A 19134-nucleotide genomic window follows, 5' to 3' on the forward strand; every position below is an offset into this window, starting at 1 on the left:
AACTCATTCGCCAAGCAGTGCGTAGGATGTGGTGGAGCGAAGCGATACCCATCAGCGGCGTTATCGATGGGTATCGCTTTGCTCGCGGAACGCCGCCCGCCCCATCCTACGGTGATGCCACCGCAAAACACCCATCCAGCCGGCTGTAGCCCATCCCCACGCCCTTGTGCACCTTGAGCTGCACGGGGATGCGTTCCTTCAGCGCCTCGACATGGCTGATCACCCCGATCATCTTGCCGCTGGCGTTCAGGGCATCCAGGGCGTCCAGGGCGACTTCCAGGGTCTCGCCGTCCAGGGTGCCGAAGCCTTCGTCGAGGAACAACGAGTCGATGCTGGTCTTGTGGCTGACCAGGTCGGACAGCGCCAGGGCCAGGGCCAGGCTGACCAGGAAGCTCTCGCCGCCCGATAGCGTCTTGCAGTCACGGACGACATCGGCCTGCCAGGTGTCCACCACTTCCAACTCGAGTTCACCCCCCTGGCGCCGGGCCAGTTGGTAACGGCCGTGAAGGCGCTGCAACTGGAGGTTGGCCAGATGCACCAGGTGGTCCAGGGTCAGGCCCTGGGCGAACTTGCGGTACTTGGCGCCATCGGCCGAGCCCACCAGGCTGTTGAAGCGTTGCCAGAGGTCGTACTCGGCTTCCCGGCGGGCGATCTCGGCGAACAGCGCCTGCTGGCTCTGCCGGCGCTGCTCGTCACCGGTGAGCTGGGCACGGATTTCCCCCTGGCGCCGGCTCAGCTCGCGCAGGCGCTCGCCCAGGGCCTGCCATTCAGCTTCCAGCCGCTCGCGGTCCAGTTCGCTCTGCGGCGCGGCCTGCAGGCGATCTGCCTGAGCCCGGGCATCGGCCAGCAGGGCCTCGGCATCGCCCAACTCGCGGTTCAGGCGCTGTTGCAGGTCTTGCAAGGCGCTGCGTTCGGCCTCGTCCAGCAAGGCACCGAGAAAGGCCGCCTCATCCGCGAAGGGACTGGCCGCCAGTCCCTGACGCCAGGCGTCCAGTTGCAGATGCAACTGGTGGCGGGCGTCCTGGACCCGCTGGTCCTGGGTCCGCTCGATGCCCTTGAGCTGGTTGAGCCGCTGCTGTGCGGTGTCCAGCTCGGCCTGCAGTGCCGCCAGGGCGGCCTGGGGATCGTCCACCGGCGCCAGGAGCGCTTGCCCGGTTTGCCCGGATGCCTGCCAGCGGCCTTGCCACAGGCACGCCTGTTCACGGGCATTCTCCAGCCCATGCTGCAGGTCCCGAAGCTGGTCTTCCAGTCGCTGGCTGGCGGCCTGGTCCTGCTGCCACTGCTGCCATTCGACCTCGCGCTCGGCCAGCCAGGCGTTTCCCGTCGCCGGCAGGCTATAGCCCAGTGGTGCCAGGCTGGCGGCCAACTGCTCGCGAGCCTCCCGTTGCTGGTTGTCCAGTTGTTCCAGCCGCTGGATGTTGACCCGCTCCTGCTGGCGCAGGCCGGCCTGGTCCTTCTCCAGCAAGGCGAGCTGGCTGGCGCATTCGTGCAGAACCTTGTCGCGATGCTGGCGCAGGTCCCGGGCCGCGGTCAGTGCGGCCTTGAGCTGATCCAGCCGCGCCAGGCGTTCCTGTAGTGCCTGCAGCCGCTCGGCATGGCCTTGCAGCTCGGCCTGCAAGGCGGCCAGGTCGGGCAACTGCAGCTCCAGCGCCTGGCATAGCTGGCGCCATTGCTCGACGTACTCGCGCTGCTCGTTTTCAGCGCCTTGCAGGGTTTCGCCCAGTTGGGCGATCTGCGCGTCCAGGGCGGCCATGCGGTTGCTCAGGGTTTCGCCCTGCTGGCGCACCTCATCCTGGGCGGCCTTGCAGTCCTGCAGCGCCTGCTGGGTGACGGAAAGGTTGAGCGCCTGGTATTCGGCAATGGCCGGGTGCTCGTGGGAACCGCACAAGGGACAGGCCTCACCGGGCTGCAGCGCGGCGCGATAGGCTTCCAGCTGCTGGATGCGCTGTTCCTGTTCGAGGAGCTTTTCCTTGTCGGCGATCTGCTGTTTGAGTTCCGCAAAGCGGCGGCGCAGGCCGTCGCGCTGATCGGAAAGGGCTTTGTGCTCCTCCTGCTGCGGTTGCAATTGCTCACGGGCCCGCGACTGCCGCTCGGCCAGTTGCCGGCGCTGCAGGGAGAGCTGCTCCAGGCGTTCCAGCTGACGACCGCGCTCCAGCAGTCGCTGCCACTGCCCACGCAGGGCGGCATCATCCTGGCCGCCAAGCAGCTCATCGAGCCGGGCCTGCGCCTCCAGCTCGCCCTGCCCGGCCAGGCCCTGCTCGGCCTTGGCGATCTCCAGGGCGCTACGCGCCTGCTCAAGGCGCGCCTCCAACTCGCCGCTCTGGCGCTGGAGTCCGGTCTGGGCCTGCTGAAGCTCGGCCAGCTCGGCCTGGCGTCGGGCCAATGCACCGAATTCGGCCTTCCAGGCGCCCAGGTGCTCGCCGAGACGGGCCCGCTGGGGTTGTTCCGCCAGTCGATTCTGCAGGGCTTCTCGCTCGATCTGGAGGCCTTCAAGGGCATGCTGCCGCGTCTGCACCCACTGCTCGCCGAGCTGGGCACCCCGCCAGAGCTGGCCGAGGATGCGTTCGGCCAGGGTCTGCAGGTCATAGCGGGTGACCCGCAGCTCGCTTTCGCCCTGGCTCAGTTGTTGCTGCGCCCGCTGCCAGTCGCGGTGCAGGGGCAACAACTGGCTGGCCGGTTCACTGGCCGACAGGCGCGCCAGTTGCGGGCGGGCCTGTTCCAGCGCGGAGCGGGCCGCCTGGCCCTGCTGCTCGGCGGCCCGCTGCCGCGCCAGGGTCTTGTCCAACTCGTCACGCCATTGGCGCTGACGCTGCAGGTCGGCCTGCCGGGTCTGCAACTGCTGCTCGTCGCCGGCGAGGGCCGCAGACTCCTGCTGCAGCGCGGCGCGGGCCTCATCGTTCAGCAGCTCCACACCCTCGGCGCGGGCGCGCAACTGGTCCAGCCCGGCCTTCACTTCACGGGTGCGCTCGAATACCCGTTGTGAGATGTGTCCGTATATCTCGGTGCCGGTCAGCTCTTCCAGCAACTCAGCACGCTGGTTGGCGTTGGCTTCGAGGAAGGCGGCGAAACCGCCCTGGGCAAGCAGCATGGATTTGGTGAAGCGCTCGAAATCCAGGCCGGTCAGGCTTTCGGTGAGCCTGAGCTTGTCGTTGATCTTGTCGGTGAGGATTTCCCCATCCAGCACTCGCGCCAGCTCGACCCTGGGTGGCTGCAGGCCGCCGTCGGCCTTGTCGCGAGCGCGGCGCTGGCTCCAGAAGGCACGGTAGGCCACGCCCTTCACCTCGAACTCCACTTCCGCCAGGCAATCGGCGGTGTGCCGGGTCATCAGCTCATTGATGCTGGCGGACACCGTACCCATGCGTGGCGTGCGGTGGTAGAGGGCGAGACAGATGGCGTCCAGCAGGGTGGTCTTGCCGGCGCCGGTGGGGCCGGTGATGGCGAACAGGCCGTTGCCGGCGAAGGGCTCGGTGGTGAAGTCGATCTTCCACTCGCCCTTCAGCGAATTGAGGTTCTTCAGGCGCAGGCTGAGGATCTTCATGCCTGGCCCTCCAACAGTTCGGCCAGCACTTTGCGGTGCAGCCCCTGGAGGCTGCTGCGCAGGACATCGTCAAGCTCCTCACTCTGCAGTCGCTTGCCGAACACCTCCTCGGGGTTCAGCTCATCGAGGGTTTCCCGCGCTTCGCCGGTGAGGCCGGGCTGGGCATTGCCGCGCTCGCGGCGAATGCGCAGCACTTCCACCGGCAGGCCTTCGCAGAGGGCCGCCAGGCGTGCCTGCAAATCGCTGAGATAGTCGTCGGCGCTGATCAGCACCTCCAGCCACACCGGACGCTCCGGCGTGCCCTCGCGGGCGACCTCGGCGATCTGCGCAGGCAGCTCCGCCAGGCTGCCGTGCAGCGAATGCAGGGCTTGGAAGCGCGGCACCGGCAGGGCGTCCACCTTGTGCAGGCCGATGCTGTCCAGCTCCACCAGCAGCACCTCCTTCTGCTGCCGTGCCTCGTCGAAGGACAGCGGGATGGGCGAGCCGCAGTAGCGGATGTGCTCCAGCCCGGCGACCTTCTGCGGCCTGTGGATATGTCCGAGGGCGATGTAGTCCGCCGCCGGGAAGGCATTGGTGGGGAAGGCCTCCAGCGCGCCGACGTAGATTTCCCGCACCGACTCGCTGGCACTGGCGCCCACCGTGGTCAGGTGGCCGGTGGCGACGATGGGCAGGCCACCGCCCAGTTCGACACGGCGCCGTTCGGCCAGGGCGAACAGCTGCTGGTAATGGTCCTGGATCGCCTGCTGCAGGGACAGCTGCTTGTCCGCCGCGCTCTGCCCCGCCTGGCTCTGCAGCACATCCCGCGGACGGACGAAGGGAATGGCGCAGAGAATGGCGCCCGGCTCGCCCGAGCGGCGCTCGAGCACCAGCAACTGTTCGCCGAGATCGGTGCCCACCGCCGGCACCACGCGGGTGTCCAGCTGCGCCAGCAGGGTACGGCTCTCGCCGAGCATGGCCACCGAATCATGGTTGCCGCCCAGCACCACCAGGCTGGCGCCGGTAGCGCGCAGCTCGACGATGAACTGGTTGTATTGCTCGCGGGCATAACTGGGCGGCGCGCCAGTGTCGAACACATCTCCGGCGATCAGCACCGCATCCACCTGGCGCTCACGCACCTGCTCGATGAGCCAGCGGCAGAAGGCCTGGTGCTCGGCCTGACGGGTCTTGCCCATGAAGTGCTGGCCCAGGTGCCAGTCGGAGGTATGGAGGATGCGCATGGGAAATCACTGTGGCGGAACGGAAATGCCGGCAACCCTGTCATTTCCTTGAAAGCCTGGCAACCGCCGAACCGCTATCCTTCCCAGCATCCGCTGCAGACAAGGACCGACATGCAACGCATTTTCCGCGACATCAAGATCATGCTGCTGGCCAACCTCTGGCTGATTCCGGTGCTGGCGGCCCTGGTGGGCGCCCTCTTCTACTTCGTCGCGCCACCGCCGCCCATGCATGCAAGGCTCGCCACCGGCAATCCGGCAGGTGGCTACAACGCCTTCGGCGAGAAACTGAAGGAGGAACTGGCCAAGCAGGGCTTCGAACTGGAACTGGTGCACAGCGCCGGCTCGCTGGACAACCTGAGCAAGCTGCAGAGTGGCGAGGCGGAGATAGCCCTGGTGCAGAGCGGCCAGGAACTCACCCTGAGCGAGAAGGAGCGGCGCCACCTGCATGGCCTCGGGGTGATGTACCAGGAGCCGGTCTGGCTGTTCCAGCGCAAGGGGCTGGACATCGACAGCATGGCCGACCTGCTGCAGTTGCGTGTGGCTATCGGCGCGCCGAACAGCGGTACGCGCTCGGTCAGCGAGGCGCTACTGGCGGCCAACCAGATCAGTCCGGAACGCTACCCGCTGCAGTGGCAGCCGGTCAGCGGCAGCCCGGCGGCCAACGCCCTGCTCGCCGGCGAGCTGGATGCCGGCTTCTTCCTCGGCCCGGCGGAGAACGCGGTGGTGCAACGCCTGGCCGCCAGCCCGGAACTGGACCTGGTGAGCCTGCGCCGCAGCGCCGCCTACCGTGCGCGCCTGCCCTACCTGACCAAGCTGAATGTGGGCGAAGGCCTGGTCAACCTGGCCAGCAACAGCCCATCCCGGGACATCCTCACCCTGGCGCCGGTGGCCACCCTGGTGGCCAGCGACGACTTCCACCCCTCGCTCACCCCGCTGATCCTCGAGGCCGCCCGCGAGGTGATGAAGAACGGCACCCTGCTCGATCCGCCCGGCGCCTATCCCGCAGCCAAGCCGCAAACCCTGCAGACGCTGGACGAGGTCGACTATTTCTACGAGAAGGGCTTGCCGATCCTGCAGCGCTACCTGCCCTTCCGCATCGCCTCCCTGGCCGACCGCTACATCATCCTGCTGATCCCGCTGGTGGTGATCATGATCCCGCTGTCCAAGGCCGTCGGTCCCATCTACCGCTGGCGCATCCGTGCGCGCATCTACCGCTGGTACAAGTTCCTGCGCGAAGTCGACCGCAAGTTGGACGACGGCACCCCGCCGGAACGGCTGGCCGCCGAGATCGAACAACTGGAGACGCTGGAGCAGCGCCTGGCCAAGGTGGAAGTGCCGCTGTCGTACTCCAACGAGCTGTACGACCTGCACATTCACCTGCGCTATGTGATCGAGCGCCTGCAGGCCGTGCAGAGACGGCAGGCAGTCGGGGATCAGCCCTCGTAGCGCAATCGCAGATAGCGTAACGCCGCCCACCAGCCGGGCGTCAGCGGCCCGAATGCCAGTCGCCACGCCAGCTTGCGGCGCAGGCGTCGGAAGCAGGGTTTATTGTCCCCTACCTTCGCCAGGTGTTGCGCATCACGGAAGTGCTTCAACGCTTGGCGGCTGTCGCCGGCATCCACCGCCCGTGCATAACCCCGCACGAGTTCAAGCATGCACTGTACATAGGCGCGTAGGCGAACCTCGCCGATCCGCGTCAGCCACTCTTGCATCTCGTCGTGCTGGCCAGCCACGGCGGCGTCACCGGCCAGCCAGACCATGGCGTCGTGCCCCGCCGGATCGCGCGCCAGGGATGCCCTGGACACCTCGGCGGCGTGCGCCTCCTTGCCACGAATGCGCAGTCCCAGGGCCAGGTTGTCCAACCCCCATGCCGGGACATCGGGACGCTGGGGCCAATCAGCCATCCAGGCGAACATCTGGTCCAGCCGTCCGCGGGACACCATGGCGTAAGTGGCCGCGCCCCACGTGATGGCGTCCTGGCCTATCGCTTCCCGGCATTCGTCCAGGGTCCGAGCTAGCAGATCGTCGGTGTTGGGCCGTTCCGCCAGCAGTTCCAGCATGCCCTGCTTGGCGGCATGACGCAGGTCGTTGGCCAGCAACGACTTGAAGGCGCGCCACAGGCTATTGGGCGTCCAGCGCTGGTCCTGGAGCTCCAGCCAGGCACGCGCAGCATTGCGATGCAGGTCGCCGGTCGCGACTGCTCGTTCCAGTGCCTGACCGAGATCCGGGTCCGAGAAGGAGCCACCGAGGATTTCCAGCCCCTCGTTCCAGGCATCCAGGCCGCTGCGGCCGGTACAGAGCATATCCAGGGCACGGATCTTCAAGGTGTCGTCACCGCGCTCCCTGGCATGGCGCAGGGCCCGGACCAGGGCAGGCGCCTCCGGCCAGTGGTCCAGGAGGCTGCTGATGGTGGTGGCAGCCGCGGCGGACTGGCCGAAGCGGTTCTGCAGGTCGAAGGCATTGAGCGCAGCGAAGTTGTAGGTGGGGTCCTGCTCGAAGGCCTTGAGGAACGACGCGAGCGCTTCCTCGGGCTGGTCGTTGCCCAGCAGCGCGTGCCCTAGGAATCCGTTGGCAAGCGGCACGCCGGGCTCAAGGCGCACCATCTGTCGCGCCGCCTCCACATAGGCGGAGTGATTGCCGGCGTTATCGTGGAGGTCGGCCAGCTCGCGCCAGCCTTCGAACAGCATCGGATGAAGCTGGAGCAGTTGCTCCAGCGCCTGGATGGCATCCGCGGAATTCCCAGCCTTGATCAGCGCGCGGGGCCTGAAGAGCGCCAACTCTCCTGGGAGCGCATCTCCCCATACAGGGGCATCGAGCAATAGACGCAAATCATCGAAGCGGTCCTGTTCAAGCAGCAGGTCGGCCAACTGCTCGTTGGCGCCACGATGGCGCGGCGTCAGGCGTAGCGCCTCGCGCAAGGCCGTTTCCCGTTCGGCGATGGAGGACTCCTGCCAGGCTAGCGCAAGCCAGGCGTCGCTATCACCAGCACGACGCCCCACCAGCGACCGCGCGAATGCCAATGGCCGATGCGGTTGTCCCAGTTCCTCCGACTGGCGTCTGAACCGTCCCCACACCCAGTTGTTGGCAGGTTCCTGCGCCAGCACGCGTTCAGCCTCATCCGCCGCCTCCTGTGTGGCGCCCCGCTCGCACAGCACGTGTACCAGCCAGGCACGCAGATCGGTATTGTCGGGCGTCCGCCGCAATACATCGCGCAGTATCTGCTCGGCCTCGTCCAACTGGTCTCCCGGCTCATCCAGCAGGCTCTCCACGTAAAGCCGCACACTGGGTCCCCACAGGGGGTTGATGCGAAAACTCTCGCGCAAGACGCTGCGACACTCCCCATGCAGTCCCTGGTCCTTGAACAATTGCGCACGCTCGAGGAACAGCCGAGGCAGCAGCGGGAAGCGCTCAGCGCCGCCCAGAAGGACTTGCTCGGCCTGGTCCATTCGTCCCTGTCGGGCGTGCAGGCGTGCCACCAGAGTCCAGAGCTGCCAAAGATCGGAACGTCGCTGCAGAGCCTCCGACAATTGTTCCATCAGGACGTCGGTTTCCAGCCAGGGGCGAGCCTGATCGGCATAGGCAAGCCAGCCGTCGCCGAAGGTCACCTGGCGAACCAGTTCAGCATGAATGAAGGCCAGGCTGTCGAGCGCTTCTTCCCGGCCGTTGCAGGACTCCAGCAACATGCCGGCGGAATACTCGTTGTCCACACTCAGCGACAGTGCCTCGCGAAAGGCAGTCCTGGCCTCTTCACGACGGCCCTGCTGCAGGAGGACGAAACCCCTGGAGGAATGGGCATGGCTGCTCGCCGGATCGATGAGCAGCGCATCCGCACAGATGGCCAGGGCCTCATCGGTGCGCCCCAGACGCGCAACGGTCACCGCCAGCTCGCGAATGGCCCAAGCATGCAAGGGATGACTTTTCAGCAAGCGCCGCAACGCGGCTTCGGTGTCATCCAGGGAGCGAAGCTGCGCCCGTTCCACTTGCAGTTCCAGCAGACCACAGTGATGGGGAAAGAGCACGGACCGGGCTTCGACATAGGCGTCCACCGCCTCTTCGCCCTCGGATCGGACCAAGACCTGCATGTGCATCCGGTGCAGGGAGATGTTCAACGGATCCAGCTCGATGGCCTCCTGGCACCAAGCCCTCGCCTGTTTCAGGTCATTGCTGCATCGAAGGTCATGGGCGACCGAACGACGGAGCCATGCGCCGCGATTGCTGACCGGTTCGGCACGCTCCAGGGTACGGGTGCACAGTTCCTGCTCGCCGATACGACCGTAGAAGTCAGCGAGGTTGAGCAGCAGCATCGGGTCCTGCGGCCGCATTTCCAACGCGCTCTCCATGAGCTCACGGCAACGATGTGGATCATTCAGCTCTTCGATGAACTCGCACAGGGTCAGGGTCGGCCCCGCCGCGCGAGCGCCAAGACGGGCCTGGCGCTGCCCGAGGAATTCCAGCCCCTCATTCACCCGCCCGAGGCAACGCAAGGCCTTGAAGTATTGCTGACTGTAGCCCTCATTGGCGTCATGCAGGCACGCGGCGACCCGATAGAGGGCACAGGACAATTCTCGATCGCCCTGATCCCATTCCAGGCTCGCGAGTTCATTCCAGGCCTCAGCCAGGTGCGGCGACCGCCCCAATACCCGCAACAGCAATCGCCTCGCTTCATCGGCCCGACTCGCATCGGCCATCAGCAGGCTTGCCTGGCGCACCAGCAGGCTGACGTCAGCCCCGGGTACACTGCTGCCATCGGCGAGCCAGGCCAGTTGAGCCTGGCGGGATTGCAGCAAGGACAACGAGTTGGCCTTGGACAGCACTAGGTTGGTGTCCTCCGGGAACAGCTCGAGCAGGCCCTCCGTCCCTTCCAGGACCCCGGACTCCCTGCCGTCGTACCAACTCAGAGCGCGTTGCCCTTGCCAGGCCAGGCGATGTCCAGCAGCCTGGTCCCGCAGGGCCTCCAGGGCGACCATTGCATCACTGCGACGATGGGCCTCTAGCGCGCTGACCAGCTCGTAGTAAAGGTCCCATATTGCCTTTTCGGGTAGCACCAGGCCATCCAGGCGATGCGCCTCGTCCGTGGGGAGCAGTAGCATGCCTCGCGGTCCCGAGGCACTCTGGTTCCGGAACAGGCTCTCGGCCAGGCATTCGCCGAACTGGGGTTGCGCCGGATCCCGAATCAGGATCGTGCCGCGGGGCTCGTCGTAACCGACCACTGCCTGCAAGTGTCCGCTGCCGGTGTACTGGACAGTCAGGGTGAAGGGCAGGCCTCGGTCGATCAGCGCCCGGGTTATGTCCCAGTCGACGGTGAACTCGCAGGCCAGCCAGCCGTTGCGTTCGGCCCAAGCGCGTTCCGCCTGATAGGAGGTTCCGTCGTAGCAGATTTCCTCGGCCACTTCGAGATGCCGTACCGGCCGGCTCCAGAATGCCGAAAGCGCGGTCAGAGTCGCCGGGACGCAGGTCATGTAGTGCTGGCGCACAAAGGTCACCGGCAGCAGGCAACGTTTTCCACGGGGCTCGGCGAGGCGCTCGGCCACCGCGCTGAAGAATGGACCGCCAGCAGCTTCGGCCAGTGCCAGGCCGGCGGCATGATCGCCACGTAGGCAGGCGATGTCGCAACGTCGTCCTGCGTAGCCGGAACTCAGCACCTTTTCCTGCAGCGGCTCCAGACTTTCGGCACGCTCCAGCCAGGATTCCGCCTGGTCCAGTTCACGGCGCTCGATCAGGAGATCGGCCAGATACCGGCACAAGCCACTGCTTTCCAGTGTCCCGGCTACCGCGAGCAGCCGCTCTACAGCCTGAGGCTCGCGTCCCAACTGCACCTCCAACTGACTGGCCTGGAGCAGCGCCGCGCGAAAAAACGGCTCCAGCGCCAAAGCCTGCTCACAGCACTCCAGTGCTTCATCGTAGCGATCTTCCAGCTCCAGGCTGTAGGAGCGCTCCACCAATAGCCAGGGCTCCCGCGGCATCAGCGCGATGGCTTGAGCATGCAGTTCCGCGCTACGACCGAAGTCCCGCAGCAAGGCCTGCAGATACCCCTGGAAGGAAATCCACTCGGAGCGCAGCCCCGGATCTGCCGGCAGCCATTTGCCGAAGCTTCGCAGGAAACACCAGGCGCGGTGGCTGCCACGGCGGTTGAGCAGCATGCGGGCCATGCGCAGACGCGTCTCGGCGGCGCCGGGGTGGCGCCGGTAGGCGAGATAGGCCAGGACATTGGCCAGACGAGGCGCCCCCAGGTGGCCTGCAAGCCGGACCGCTATCGAAATCGCAGCGGGTCCTTGCCATTGTCGGTAGTCGCCCAACTGTGCGGCCAACTTGTGAGCCTGGAGGAACAGACCCCGGTCTGCGAGGGAATCGAGAGCCGGCAGCAGGTCAGCCAGGTGCTGGGCGGGAAAATGGTCGAGCGTCGAACCGGACATCGAAACCATCCTTGGTTATATGGGCGAAAGTGCCACTACTCTAAGGATCGTCCCGTTCCCTCACAAGTCGCGTCAGGCAGCATGGGCCTGAGGTACAATCTGCGCCGCCAAAAGCGACCAGACGACTCCAAGCCCAGGTACTGCCATGCCCATCCGCCACTGCATCGTCCACCTCATCGACAAGAAGCCCGACGGCAGTGCCGCCGTGCTGCATGCCCGGGATAGCGTACTGGGCGAATCCCAGGCCATGGAAAACCTGCTGGCCGACCTCAACGAGAGCTACAACGCCAAGCAGGGCAAGGCCTGGGGTTTCTTCTTCGAGGAGTCCGGCGCCTACCCCTTCAGCGGTTGGTTGAAGGAGTACCAGGAGGGCGCCCGCGACTTCACTGCCTTCAGTCGCCAGGCCGTCGAGCATCTGCAGAAGCTGATGGAAGAATCCAACCTGTCCACCGGCGGCCATGTCCTCTTCGCCCACTACCAGCAGGGCATGACCGACTACCTGGCCATCGCGCTGCTGCACCACAGCGAAGGCGTGACCGTGACCGAGTCCCTGGAAGTGGCGCCGGCCAAGCACCTGGACCTGAGCCAGCTGCATCTCGCGGCCCGCATCAACCTGTCCGAGTGGAAGAACAACCAACAGTCGAAGCAGTACATCTCCTTCATCAAGGGCAAGAACGGCAAGAAGGTCTCGGACTACTTCCGCGACTTCATCGGCTGCCAGGAAGGCGTCGACCCGCCGAGCGAGACCCGTACCCTGCTCAAGGCCTTCAGCGACTACGTGGAAAGCGAGGACCTGGCCGAAGAACAGGCCCGCGAGAAGACCAAGACCCTGGTGGACTACGCCACCACCCAGGCCAAGATGGGCGAGCCGATCACCCTCGACGAGCTCTCCGGGCTGATCGACGAAGACCGCCCGCGTGCCTTCTACGAGCACATCCGCAACAAGGACTACGGCCTGTCCCCGGAGATCCCGCCGGACAAGCGTACCCTCAACCAGTTCCAGCGTTTCACCGGCCGCGCCGAGGGCCTGTCCATCAGCTTCGAGGCGCACCTCCTGGGCTCGAAGATCGAATACGACGAGGGCCGCGACATGCTGATCATCCGCCAGCTGCCGACCCAGTTGAAGGATCAGCTGAAACGACGCAAGGACTAGCTTCCTGTAGGGGCGAATTCATTCGCCAAGCAGGCCGAAGGCCTGCCCCTCGAGCCTCCTGGGTGCAGCTGCGCTGCCCTTGGCGAATGAATTCGCCCCTACAAGAGAGCCTTTCGCCCAGAATCAGAGCGCTTCGATGCGGAACCCCAGCCGTGGGAAGTGCACATGCACCACACCGGCGCGCTCGTCCTCGCGGCGCAGGATGATCTCCTCGCGGCCGGCGAACACCAGCTCGCCTTCCACCGGATCGACGCCATAGTCGGTCGCTGCCACCAGCACCTTCTGACCGAGGCCGAAGCCGTTGGGATCGATGAAGTCCTCGCGGGGCAGTGCTGCGGGAGTGGCATGGCGGGCGACTTCCAACGCCTCGGTGGCCGACAGCGGACTGTAGGAGCCCTCGCCGAACCCCAGTACCCGGCCCAACCAGGCCGCCACGTCCGGGTAGTCATCCACCAGCGGCGCGGTCACCGGGGTAGCCTTGAGGAACCAGAGGCAGTGGGCCAGGGAGAAGTCGGCCACCGACGGCTCGCCGAAGAGGAAGTCCCCTTCGCTGCGTTCCAGTTGCTGCTGCAGGCGCCCCATCAGCACCGGCCAGTTGTTGCGGGCCTGTTCCAGCGGCAGGCGCGAGGCGCTGCCACCGGAGAACAGCCTGGCACGGTCGGCGATGAAGGCCTGCTGTGCGGCAGGCGGCAGCTGCCCCATGCGCACGGCGATGGATTCGGGCTGGAAGACCAGGGTCACGGCGTGCTGGAAGATCACCGAGTCCACCCACGTAGCGAAGCTGGCGACGTTGAATTCCTGGCCTTCCGGGAACAGCGCAGGGCCAGCCTTCTCCGCCTCCAGCCGGCGGGCGATCAGCGCGGTGTCGCAATAGATGTCGGCGCCGACCTGCAGCACCGGGGTCTTGCGATAGCCGCCGGTCAGCGCCATCAGGTCGGGCTTGGGCATGATCCGCGGGATTTCCACCGAGCGCCACGACAGCTGCTTGTAGCCGAGCATCAACCGCGCCTTCTTGGCGAAGGGCGAGGCATCGTAGTGGTGCAGGATGAGTTCGGACATGGCAGGGCTCCGCTGCGGTTGGGATGAGCCGTGGAGCTTAGCCTGCCGCTTCGACGAGGCCTATCCTTTCGGCGCGCTCCCAGACTTGTATCAACGCCTCTTTGGCCGCCTTCTTCATGCGCTTGATGGCGATCTCCCGGCGCAGGGCTTCGCCCTTGTCGGAGCAGGCCTCCACGAAAACCAGCGCCTGGGCCGGGCTGGAATGGAAGAAACGCGCGCCCTTGCCGCTCCGGTGCTGGGCGAAACGCCGTTGCGGGTCGTCGCTGATGCCGCAATAGAGCGCGCCGTTCTCGGCACGCACCAGGTAGACGAACCAGGGCTTGGCGGCGGGGACTTCGGGGTGTTCGGACATCGTCGGGACCTCGGGGCAGCGCCGCGATTAGGCCCGTCCGCGCGTCAGGGCACAAGCCCCCGGGCACTTGAACGGTAGGCGGCCAGCCCCCGCGCGGCCTGCTTGCGAATGGCGTTCTGCACCGACGGCAGCCAGCCCAGCAACACGCCTTTGATACCCAGGGCCTGCCGCGCCCAGCGCCAGAGATCGAAACTGTCGTGGTGCTCGATGATCTTGCCGTCGCAGAAGAGGAATCGCGCCTGGATGCGGTTCTCCACCATGCGCCCGGTCTGGCTGAACAGGTAGGTGGCCACCCAGTTGGCGCGACCGCTGAGGTCGTCGGCCTCGACGCCGTCGAAGGTCAGGCTGAACTGCTGGGCGCGGCTGGCGAGCATGCGCCACATGTCGGTGGCCTCCTGGCCATTGAGGTCGGGGAACACCGGATCGCTGAAGTGCACGTCGGCGCTGTAGCAGGACGCCATGGTTTCGGCATCCAGGCGCTGGAAGGCCTGATAGAAGCGCGTGATGAGTTCGGCGTTGGGGTGGGCCATGGGCAGCTCCGGCTCGAAGGTCAGAGCGAAAGTATCGACCCGTTCAGGCCGGTTGCTCCAGCCCCATCGACCTGGCGAATGCCTCCGCCCCCGCAACGATGGGCCAGGCTACACCGACTCTTCCTTCAATTCCTTGAGGTGCTTGTAGACAGTGGCCCGCCCCATGTTGAGGACGTTGGCCACGTAGTTGGCCGCGCTCTTGCCCTTGAAGGCGCCTTCGGCGTGCAGGGCCAGCACCAGTTCGCGCTTGTGATCGCGGGTGAGCAGGTTGAGGCCCAGCTGACGCTGGCGCAGCCAGTTGTGCAGGAAGGTGTTGATGCGCTCCTGCCAGTCGTCGCGGAACAGGGCGTCTGGCTGGGGAATGAGCTTGCTTGAGGAGAGGAAGAGGTCGAGGGCCGCCTTCGCCGCTTCGAACATGGAGATGTTCAGGTTGATGCAGAGCACGGCGATTGGCGCTCCCTGGCCGTCACGCAGCACGGTGCTCACGGAACGGATTTTCTGTCCATCCCAATTGAGCTTCTCGTAGGGGCCGATGTTCCGCTCGTCCACCTCCTCGCTGAGCATGTCTTCCAGGGCGGCATCGTCGCCCACGCAGCGCTTGGAGATGTTGTTGGCGATGTAGTCGATCTTCTGCGTGCGCAGGTCGTGCAGCACCACCTCGGCCTGGGGGAAGAACAGCGTGGCGATGGCGTCGGCAATGGCCCGGTAGTTGTCCAGTGCGGAATCGGGGCGGGGGGTCATGGAGGCGGCTCCTGGAGCGGGTAGATCGGCGCCGGGCGCGGGGCCCGGCGACGCGAGTGTGGCGCAAAGCGCCTGCGCCGTCACCCCAGCCGCGCGGGAGACAGCAGGGCTTCGCTGAGGCCGAAGCGGGTCAGGTGCTCCGGCAGCGGCTGGCGCAGGATCAGGCAAGCGCTGGCCTCGCCCATGGCGGCGGAGGTCTGGATGCCATAGCCGCCCTGCCCCGCTACCCAGTAGAAACCCGGCGTGCGCGGGTCGTAACCCGACACCAGGTCGCCATCCGGGAAGAAGGAGCGCAGACCGGCCCAGACCCGTGCGGGGCGGCGAATGCTCATGGTGGTGTGTTCCTCGATCTGGTAGATGCCGAGGGCGATATCCAGCTCCTCGGGCTGCACGTCGTGGGGGTCCACCGGGTCGGCGTTGGCCGGAGAGCCCAGCAACATGCCGGCATCGGGTTTGAAGTAGAAGGATTCGTCCAGGCTCACCAGGGCCGGCCACTTGTGAGCATCCATCCCCTCCGGCGGCGCGAAGATGAAGGCGGCGCGGCGCTTGGGCTGCAAGCCCAGGGGCTGAACGCCGGCAAGTTGCGCCAGCTGGTCGCACCAGGCGCCTGCGGCATTGATCAGGACCGGGGCGTGGAAGTCTCCCTGGCTGGTGCTGACCCGCCATTGCTCGCCCTGGCGCTGGACGCCCGTCACTTCGCAGCTGTGCCGTATCTCCCCGCCGTTACGACGGATGCCGCGCAGGTAGCCCTGGTGCAGGGCATCAGTGTCGATATCGGCGGCGCTGGGGTCGAGCATGGCGCCCTGTACCTTATCCCGGCGCAGCACCGGCACCAGCGCGCAGGCCTCATCCGGGGTGAGCATCTGCATCTCGGTGACGCTTTCCAGAGCGCTGTCGAACTGGCGCTTCAGCTCGTCGGGATCGCCAGTGAAGTCCACCACCATTTCGCCACGGGGCGTGAGCAGGGGGTGTTCGCTGAAGCCTTCCGGCGGTGCGTCGAAGAAGGCGCGGCTGGCGGCGGTCAGGGCGCGGACCTGGGGTGTGCCGTAGGCCACCGTATAGAGAGCGGCGGAACGGCCGGTGGAGTGGTAGCCGGCGTGCTCCTCGCGCTCCAGCACCAGCACACGGCCATGACGGGACAGCCAGTAGCCGGTGGAGGCGCCGGCGATACCGGCACCGATGATGATGAAGTCAGCCTGGTTCATGGAATCCACCTCACTGGCCTTCTTGCTGCAGGCGATAGAGGGCGTTGGCCAGGGCCATGTCTTCCAGGCCGAGGCCGATGGAGCGGAAGAACACCGGGCGGCTGTAGTCCGGGCGCGGCGCCTGGACGCTGAGCAGCTCCGGCAGGTCGCCACGGATGGACTCGCGGCTCCAGCCGTGGCGCTCGGCGGCCAGCAGCATTTCGCCCGCGGAACCCGGCGTGGTGGCGCGGTAGTCGCAATAGACATCCATTTCCGCCAGGGCTTGCGGCGGCACTTCGTGGGCACGCGGGGCGTTGGTGCTGATGGATGTGACCAGGGCCGGCCGGCCAAGGCGGCGCGGGTCCAGTACCGGGCCGGCGGAGGAGGTGCAGAGCATCACCGCGTCGACATCGGCCACGGCCTCGTCCAGGGTGGCACAGACTTCGACGCGCGGGTCCTGGGCACGCAATTGCGCCTGGGCCTCGGCGTCGCCAGCCAGGCCCGGCGAGAACAGGGCGATGCGCTGCCAGTCACGCAGCCCCTTCGCGTAGTGCAGGTGGGCACGAGCCACCGGGCCGCTACCGATGATCGCAAGGCCACGGGCCTGGGGCGGGGCCAAGGCCTCCACCGCCACCGCCGTCGTGGCGGCGGTGCGGGCGGTGGTCAGCTCGCCGGCATCGCAAAGCAGCAGCGGCTCGCCGCTGTCCATGGACATCAGCAGGGTCCAGGCCGTGACCCGTGCGCCGTCGGGCTTCTTTATATAGGGCGAGGTCTTGACCCCGTAGACCCCTTCCTTGGCCAGCACACCCAGGTAGTTGATGAAATCGCCGGCGGCATTGGGGAACTCCACCAGCTGTTGGGCCGGCTGCACCGCCTCGCCGACGGCGAGGTCGAGGAACATGCGGCGCATGGCCTGGTGCACATCTACCTGCTGGAGCAGACGGCGGGCTTCGGCTTGCTGGAGGACGAGGGGCGGTGTGCTGGACATGGAGGCGCTCCCGGGGGCTGAAAATATACTATTTGTCCATATTGGACTTTTAAGTTTACTCCAGCAAGGGGCGAGCGGACGGGATGTACGGGAATGGCGCCTGGGCGTAAGACGCCCGGTGCATTCTCCTGTGGGCGGGCGGGGCCTACCTACGCAACTGGGGCGCAACGCCTGCACTCGTTCCACCCTAGGGTGTGCCACGCGCACCGATCGCGGGATCAGCCCCTGCACCTCGCTCAACCCCTGGTGTGCGCGGCGCACCCTACCTGGTCGGAGCGTGGGGCGGCGAAGGCCTGGCCTGACGGCTTACCAGCCGACGCCGAAGCCCACCGTGTAGCGGGTTTCGTCGAGATTTTCCCTGGCGCCGCTGACCTGGTCCTTCTCGGCCTTCATGTTGAGCGAGGCCCAGTCGGTGAGCTTGTAGCGCAGGCCCGCTTCGGCATCCAGCGCGTAATCGGCGGTGTTGTCCAGGGGACGGCCGACTTCGCCGCTAGTGAACAGCTCCACCGTCTTGCCCACCAGGTAGCGGTTGTAGTCCCACTTCATGCTGATGGCGTAGAAGTTTTCCTCTGCGCCGTTGGCGAACTGGTAATCGCTGCGGTTGACCAGGCCAGCGAGGGAGAAGGCGCCCAACTCGTCATCCCAGAACTGGTAACCGGGGCCGGTACCCAGGGTGCGCTGGCGTTCGAGGTCTTCGATCTTGTCGCGCTTGTACTCACCGCGCCCCTGCCAGAAGAACTTGTCGGTGATGAAGCGGTCGAGGGCGTACTCGGCTTCCCAGTTGTCCGTGGTCTTCTCGTCGTCGGTGAATTCGCGGTTGAACTCGCCCGAGGCGTTATGACGCCAGCGGCCGTGGCGGGCTTTGGTCTTGAAGTTGACGTCGTAGTCGTCCGTGTCCTTTTCGGCGCGCTTGTAGTCCAGGGCAAGGTCGACGTTGCCGGTCCAGGTCAGATCCTCCACCAGGGGCTTGGGCTTCATGATCTGTTCGATGCTGGCCAGTTCCACTTCCTTCGGCGCCTCGCCATTGGCGAGGATGACCTTGCCATCCTCCGCGCGGCGCAGGGACTTGGCGCGTTCGCCGTCGAGGTCGCCTTGCTTGATCAGCAGCTCGCGGTCGCTTTCCAGGGTCGCGACTTTCTTCCAGTCCAGCGGAATGGTGCCGCCGTACTCGGTTTGCAGCACCAGCTTGCCGCCATCGAAGACGCGGATGGTGCCGGTGAGTCGGTCGCCGTTCTTCATCCAGACGGTGTCGGCGAAGGTGGCGGTGGAGGTGGCGGCGAGCGCCAGGAAAAACATGGATCTGGACAACATAAAGCGGCTTCTTTGGCTCTGGATCTCAAAAAAAGCCGGGCATTATCCCTATGACCGACAGCAGAGCAAGGACTGACCGGCCAGCTCCTGACGAGTTCCCCCGAATCGACGAGCGTGCCCTGCCGCCTCGAGGGTGCGACTATGCTGGCTGTCGGGATCGCCGGGCCCGAGCGGCAGCGGGTTCTCCAATCGAGCGTTGCCACAGTGCCGCGCACGCCGCGACAGAAGAGCAATGCACCACCAGGTGCTACGGAGCAGCATGGTCAGCAAGAAGAGAATCGAGGACGCGCCAGAGAACGCATGGGCGGACCTGTCGACAGCCAGCGCGGACGTCCGCCGCGAGGCGCTCTACCTGACCCTGGGCCAGGTGCCGGAAGGCAAGGTGGTCACCTATGGCCAGTTGGCCGACCTGGCGGGGCTGGGCCGCGCCGCGCGCTGGGTCGGACGCACCCTGAGCCAGCTACCGGCGGGCACTCAGCTACCCTGGCACCGAGTTCTGGGCGCCGGCGGACACTTCAGCCTGGCGCCGGGCACACCCTCGGGCAACGAGCAGCGGGCACGATTGCGCGCTGAAGGTGTCACTATCCTGAACGATAGGGTGGACATGCGTCGGCACGGCTGGCATCCCATGCCACCCAACGGTTAGAG

At 66.2% G+C, this 19134-nt stretch carries 13 protein-coding genes; 3 read left to right on the forward strand and 10 right to left on the reverse strand.

What is annotated here, in order from left to right; translation table 11 throughout:
* Positions 1-106: 106 nt before the first annotated feature.
* Together ACFW0H_RS17145 and sbcD are read right to left on the reverse strand one after the other, a co-directional pair.
* Positions 107-3538, reverse strand: a complete 3432-nt coding sequence (locus tag ACFW0H_RS17145) for an AAA family ATPase (RefSeq protein WP_422915067.1) — start codon at positions 3536-3538, stop codon at positions 107-109.
* A complete protein-coding gene (sbcD, locus tag ACFW0H_RS17150; protein WP_422915068.1) occupies positions 3535-4755 on the reverse strand; it encodes an exonuclease subunit SbcD in 1221 nt (406 codons plus the stop codon). The genes ACFW0H_RS17145 and sbcD overlap by 4 nt, the downstream gene beginning before the upstream one ends.
* 111 nt (positions 4756-4866) lie before the next feature.
* On the opposite strand from sbcD, the gene ACFW0H_RS17155 reads away from it, so the two are divergent.
* Positions 4867-6201, forward strand: coding sequence for a TAXI family TRAP transporter solute-binding subunit (locus ACFW0H_RS17155; protein ID WP_422915069.1), 1335 nt, complete (start codon positions 4867-4869; stop codon positions 6199-6201).
* Here the strand turns inward: ACFW0H_RS17155 and ACFW0H_RS17160 are convergent.
* Positions 6189-11168, reverse strand: a complete 4980-nt coding sequence (locus tag ACFW0H_RS17160; protein ID WP_422915070.1) for a tetratricopeptide repeat protein — start codon at positions 11166-11168, stop codon at positions 6189-6191. The two genes, ACFW0H_RS17155 and ACFW0H_RS17160, sit on opposite strands and share 13 nt — an antisense overlap.
* 145 nt (positions 11169-11313) lie before the next feature.
* On the opposite strand from ACFW0H_RS17160, the gene yejK reads away from it, so the two are divergent.
* Positions 11314-12321, forward strand: coding sequence for a nucleoid-associated protein YejK (gene yejK, locus ACFW0H_RS17165; protein WP_422915071.1), 1008 nt, complete (start codon positions 11314-11316; stop codon positions 12319-12321).
* Between the two features lie 123 nt (positions 12322-12444).
* On the opposite strand, the gene ACFW0H_RS17170 is transcribed toward yejK, so the two are convergent.
* From ACFW0H_RS17170 to ACFW0H_RS17200, 7 genes are all read right to left on the reverse strand, one after another.
* Positions 12445-13380, reverse strand: a complete 936-nt coding sequence (locus tag ACFW0H_RS17170) for a glutathione S-transferase family protein (RefSeq protein ID WP_422915072.1) — start codon at positions 13378-13380, stop codon at positions 12445-12447.
* Between the two features lie 37 nt (positions 13381-13417).
* The gene (locus tag ACFW0H_RS17175; protein WP_422915073.1) at positions 13418-13732 is read right to left on the reverse strand and encodes a GIY-YIG nuclease family protein; all 315 of its coding nucleotides are present in this window, start codon (positions 13730-13732) and stop codon (positions 13418-13420) included.
* Positions 13733-13776: 44 nt separating this feature from the next.
* Positions 13777-14262 (reverse strand): nuclear transport factor 2 family protein, encoded by a 486-nt coding sequence (locus ACFW0H_RS17180; protein ID WP_422915074.1) that lies wholly within the window; start codon positions 14260-14262, stop codon positions 13777-13779.
* A gap of 108 nt (positions 14263-14370) precedes the next feature.
* Entirely contained in the window at positions 14371-15003 is a 633-nt protein-coding gene (locus tag ACFW0H_RS17185) for a helix-turn-helix transcriptional regulator (protein WP_422915075.1), read from the reverse strand.
* 80 nt (positions 15004-15083) lie between these two features.
* The gene (locus tag ACFW0H_RS17190; protein WP_422915076.1) at positions 15084-16208 is read right to left on the reverse strand and encodes an NAD(P)/FAD-dependent oxidoreductase; all 1125 of its coding nucleotides are present in this window, start codon (positions 16206-16208) and stop codon (positions 15084-15086) included.
* Between the two features lie 10 nt (positions 16209-16218).
* A complete protein-coding gene (locus ACFW0H_RS17195) occupies positions 16219-17175 on the reverse strand; it encodes an ornithine cyclodeaminase family protein (RefSeq protein WP_422915077.1) in 957 nt (318 codons plus the stop codon).
* A gap of 306 nt (positions 17176-17481) precedes the next feature.
* Positions 17482-18486 (reverse strand): DUF481 domain-containing protein, encoded by a 1005-nt coding sequence (locus tag ACFW0H_RS17200; protein ID WP_422915078.1) that lies wholly within the window; start codon positions 18484-18486, stop codon positions 17482-17484.
* Positions 18487-18745: 259 nt separating this feature from the next.
* On the opposite strand from ACFW0H_RS17200, the gene ACFW0H_RS17205 reads away from it, so the two are divergent.
* Positions 18746-19132, forward strand: a complete 387-nt coding sequence (locus ACFW0H_RS17205; protein ID WP_422915092.1) for an MGMT family protein — start codon at positions 18746-18748, stop codon at positions 19130-19132.
* The last annotated feature ends 2 nt before the right edge of the window (positions 19133-19134 follow it).

Source organism: Metapseudomonas cellulosilytica, assembly GCF_049334135.1.
Lineage (GTDB): Bacteria > Pseudomonadota > Gammaproteobacteria > Pseudomonadales > Pseudomonadaceae > Metapseudomonas.

Excerpts from the sequence above, each read along its gene's own strand:
- ACFW0H_RS17170 (WP_422915072.1), bottom strand. The coding sequence starts at position 13,380 with ATGTCCGAACTCATCCTGCACCACTACGATGCCTCGCCCTTCGCCAAG.
- ACFW0H_RS17195 (WP_422915077.1), bottom strand. The coding sequence starts at position 17,175 with ATGTCCAGCACACCGCCCCTCGTCCTCCAGCAAGCCGAAGCCCGCCGT.
- ACFW0H_RS17155 (WP_422915069.1), top strand. The coding sequence starts at position 4,867 with ATGCAACGCATTTTCCGCGACATCAAGATCATGCTGCTGGCCAACCTC.
- sbcD (WP_422915068.1), bottom strand. The coding sequence starts at position 4,755 with ATGCGCATCCTCCATACCTCCGACTGGCACCTGGGCCAGCACTTCATG.
- ACFW0H_RS17175 (WP_422915073.1), bottom strand. The coding sequence starts at position 13,732 with ATGTCCGAACACCCCGAAGTCCCCGCCGCCAAGCCCTGGTTCGTCTAC.
- ACFW0H_RS17160 (WP_422915070.1), bottom strand. The coding sequence starts at position 11,168 with ATGTCCGGTTCGACGCTCGACCATTTTCCCGCCCAGCACCTGGCTGAC.
- ACFW0H_RS17205 (WP_422915092.1), top strand. The coding sequence starts at position 18,746 with ATGGTCAGCAAGAAGAGAATCGAGGACGCGCCAGAGAACGCATGGGCG.
- ACFW0H_RS17180 (WP_422915074.1), bottom strand. The coding sequence starts at position 14,262 with ATGGCCCACCCCAACGCCGAACTCATCACGCGCTTCTATCAGGCCTTC.
- ACFW0H_RS17190 (WP_422915076.1), bottom strand. The coding sequence starts at position 16,208 with ATGAACCAGGCTGACTTCATCATCATCGGTGCCGGTATCGCCGGCGCC.
- ACFW0H_RS17145 (WP_422915067.1), bottom strand. The coding sequence starts at position 3,538 with ATGAAGATCCTCAGCCTGCGCCTGAAGAACCTCAATTCGCTGAAGGGC.
- ACFW0H_RS17200 (WP_422915078.1), bottom strand. The coding sequence starts at position 18,486 with ATGTTGTCCAGATCCATGTTTTTCCTGGCGCTCGCCGCCACCTCCACC.
- ACFW0H_RS17185 (WP_422915075.1), bottom strand. The coding sequence starts at position 15,003 with ATGACCCCCCGCCCCGATTCCGCACTGGACAACTACCGGGCCATTGCC.
- yejK (WP_422915071.1), top strand. The coding sequence starts at position 11,314 with ATGCCCATCCGCCACTGCATCGTCCACCTCATCGACAAGAAGCCCGAC.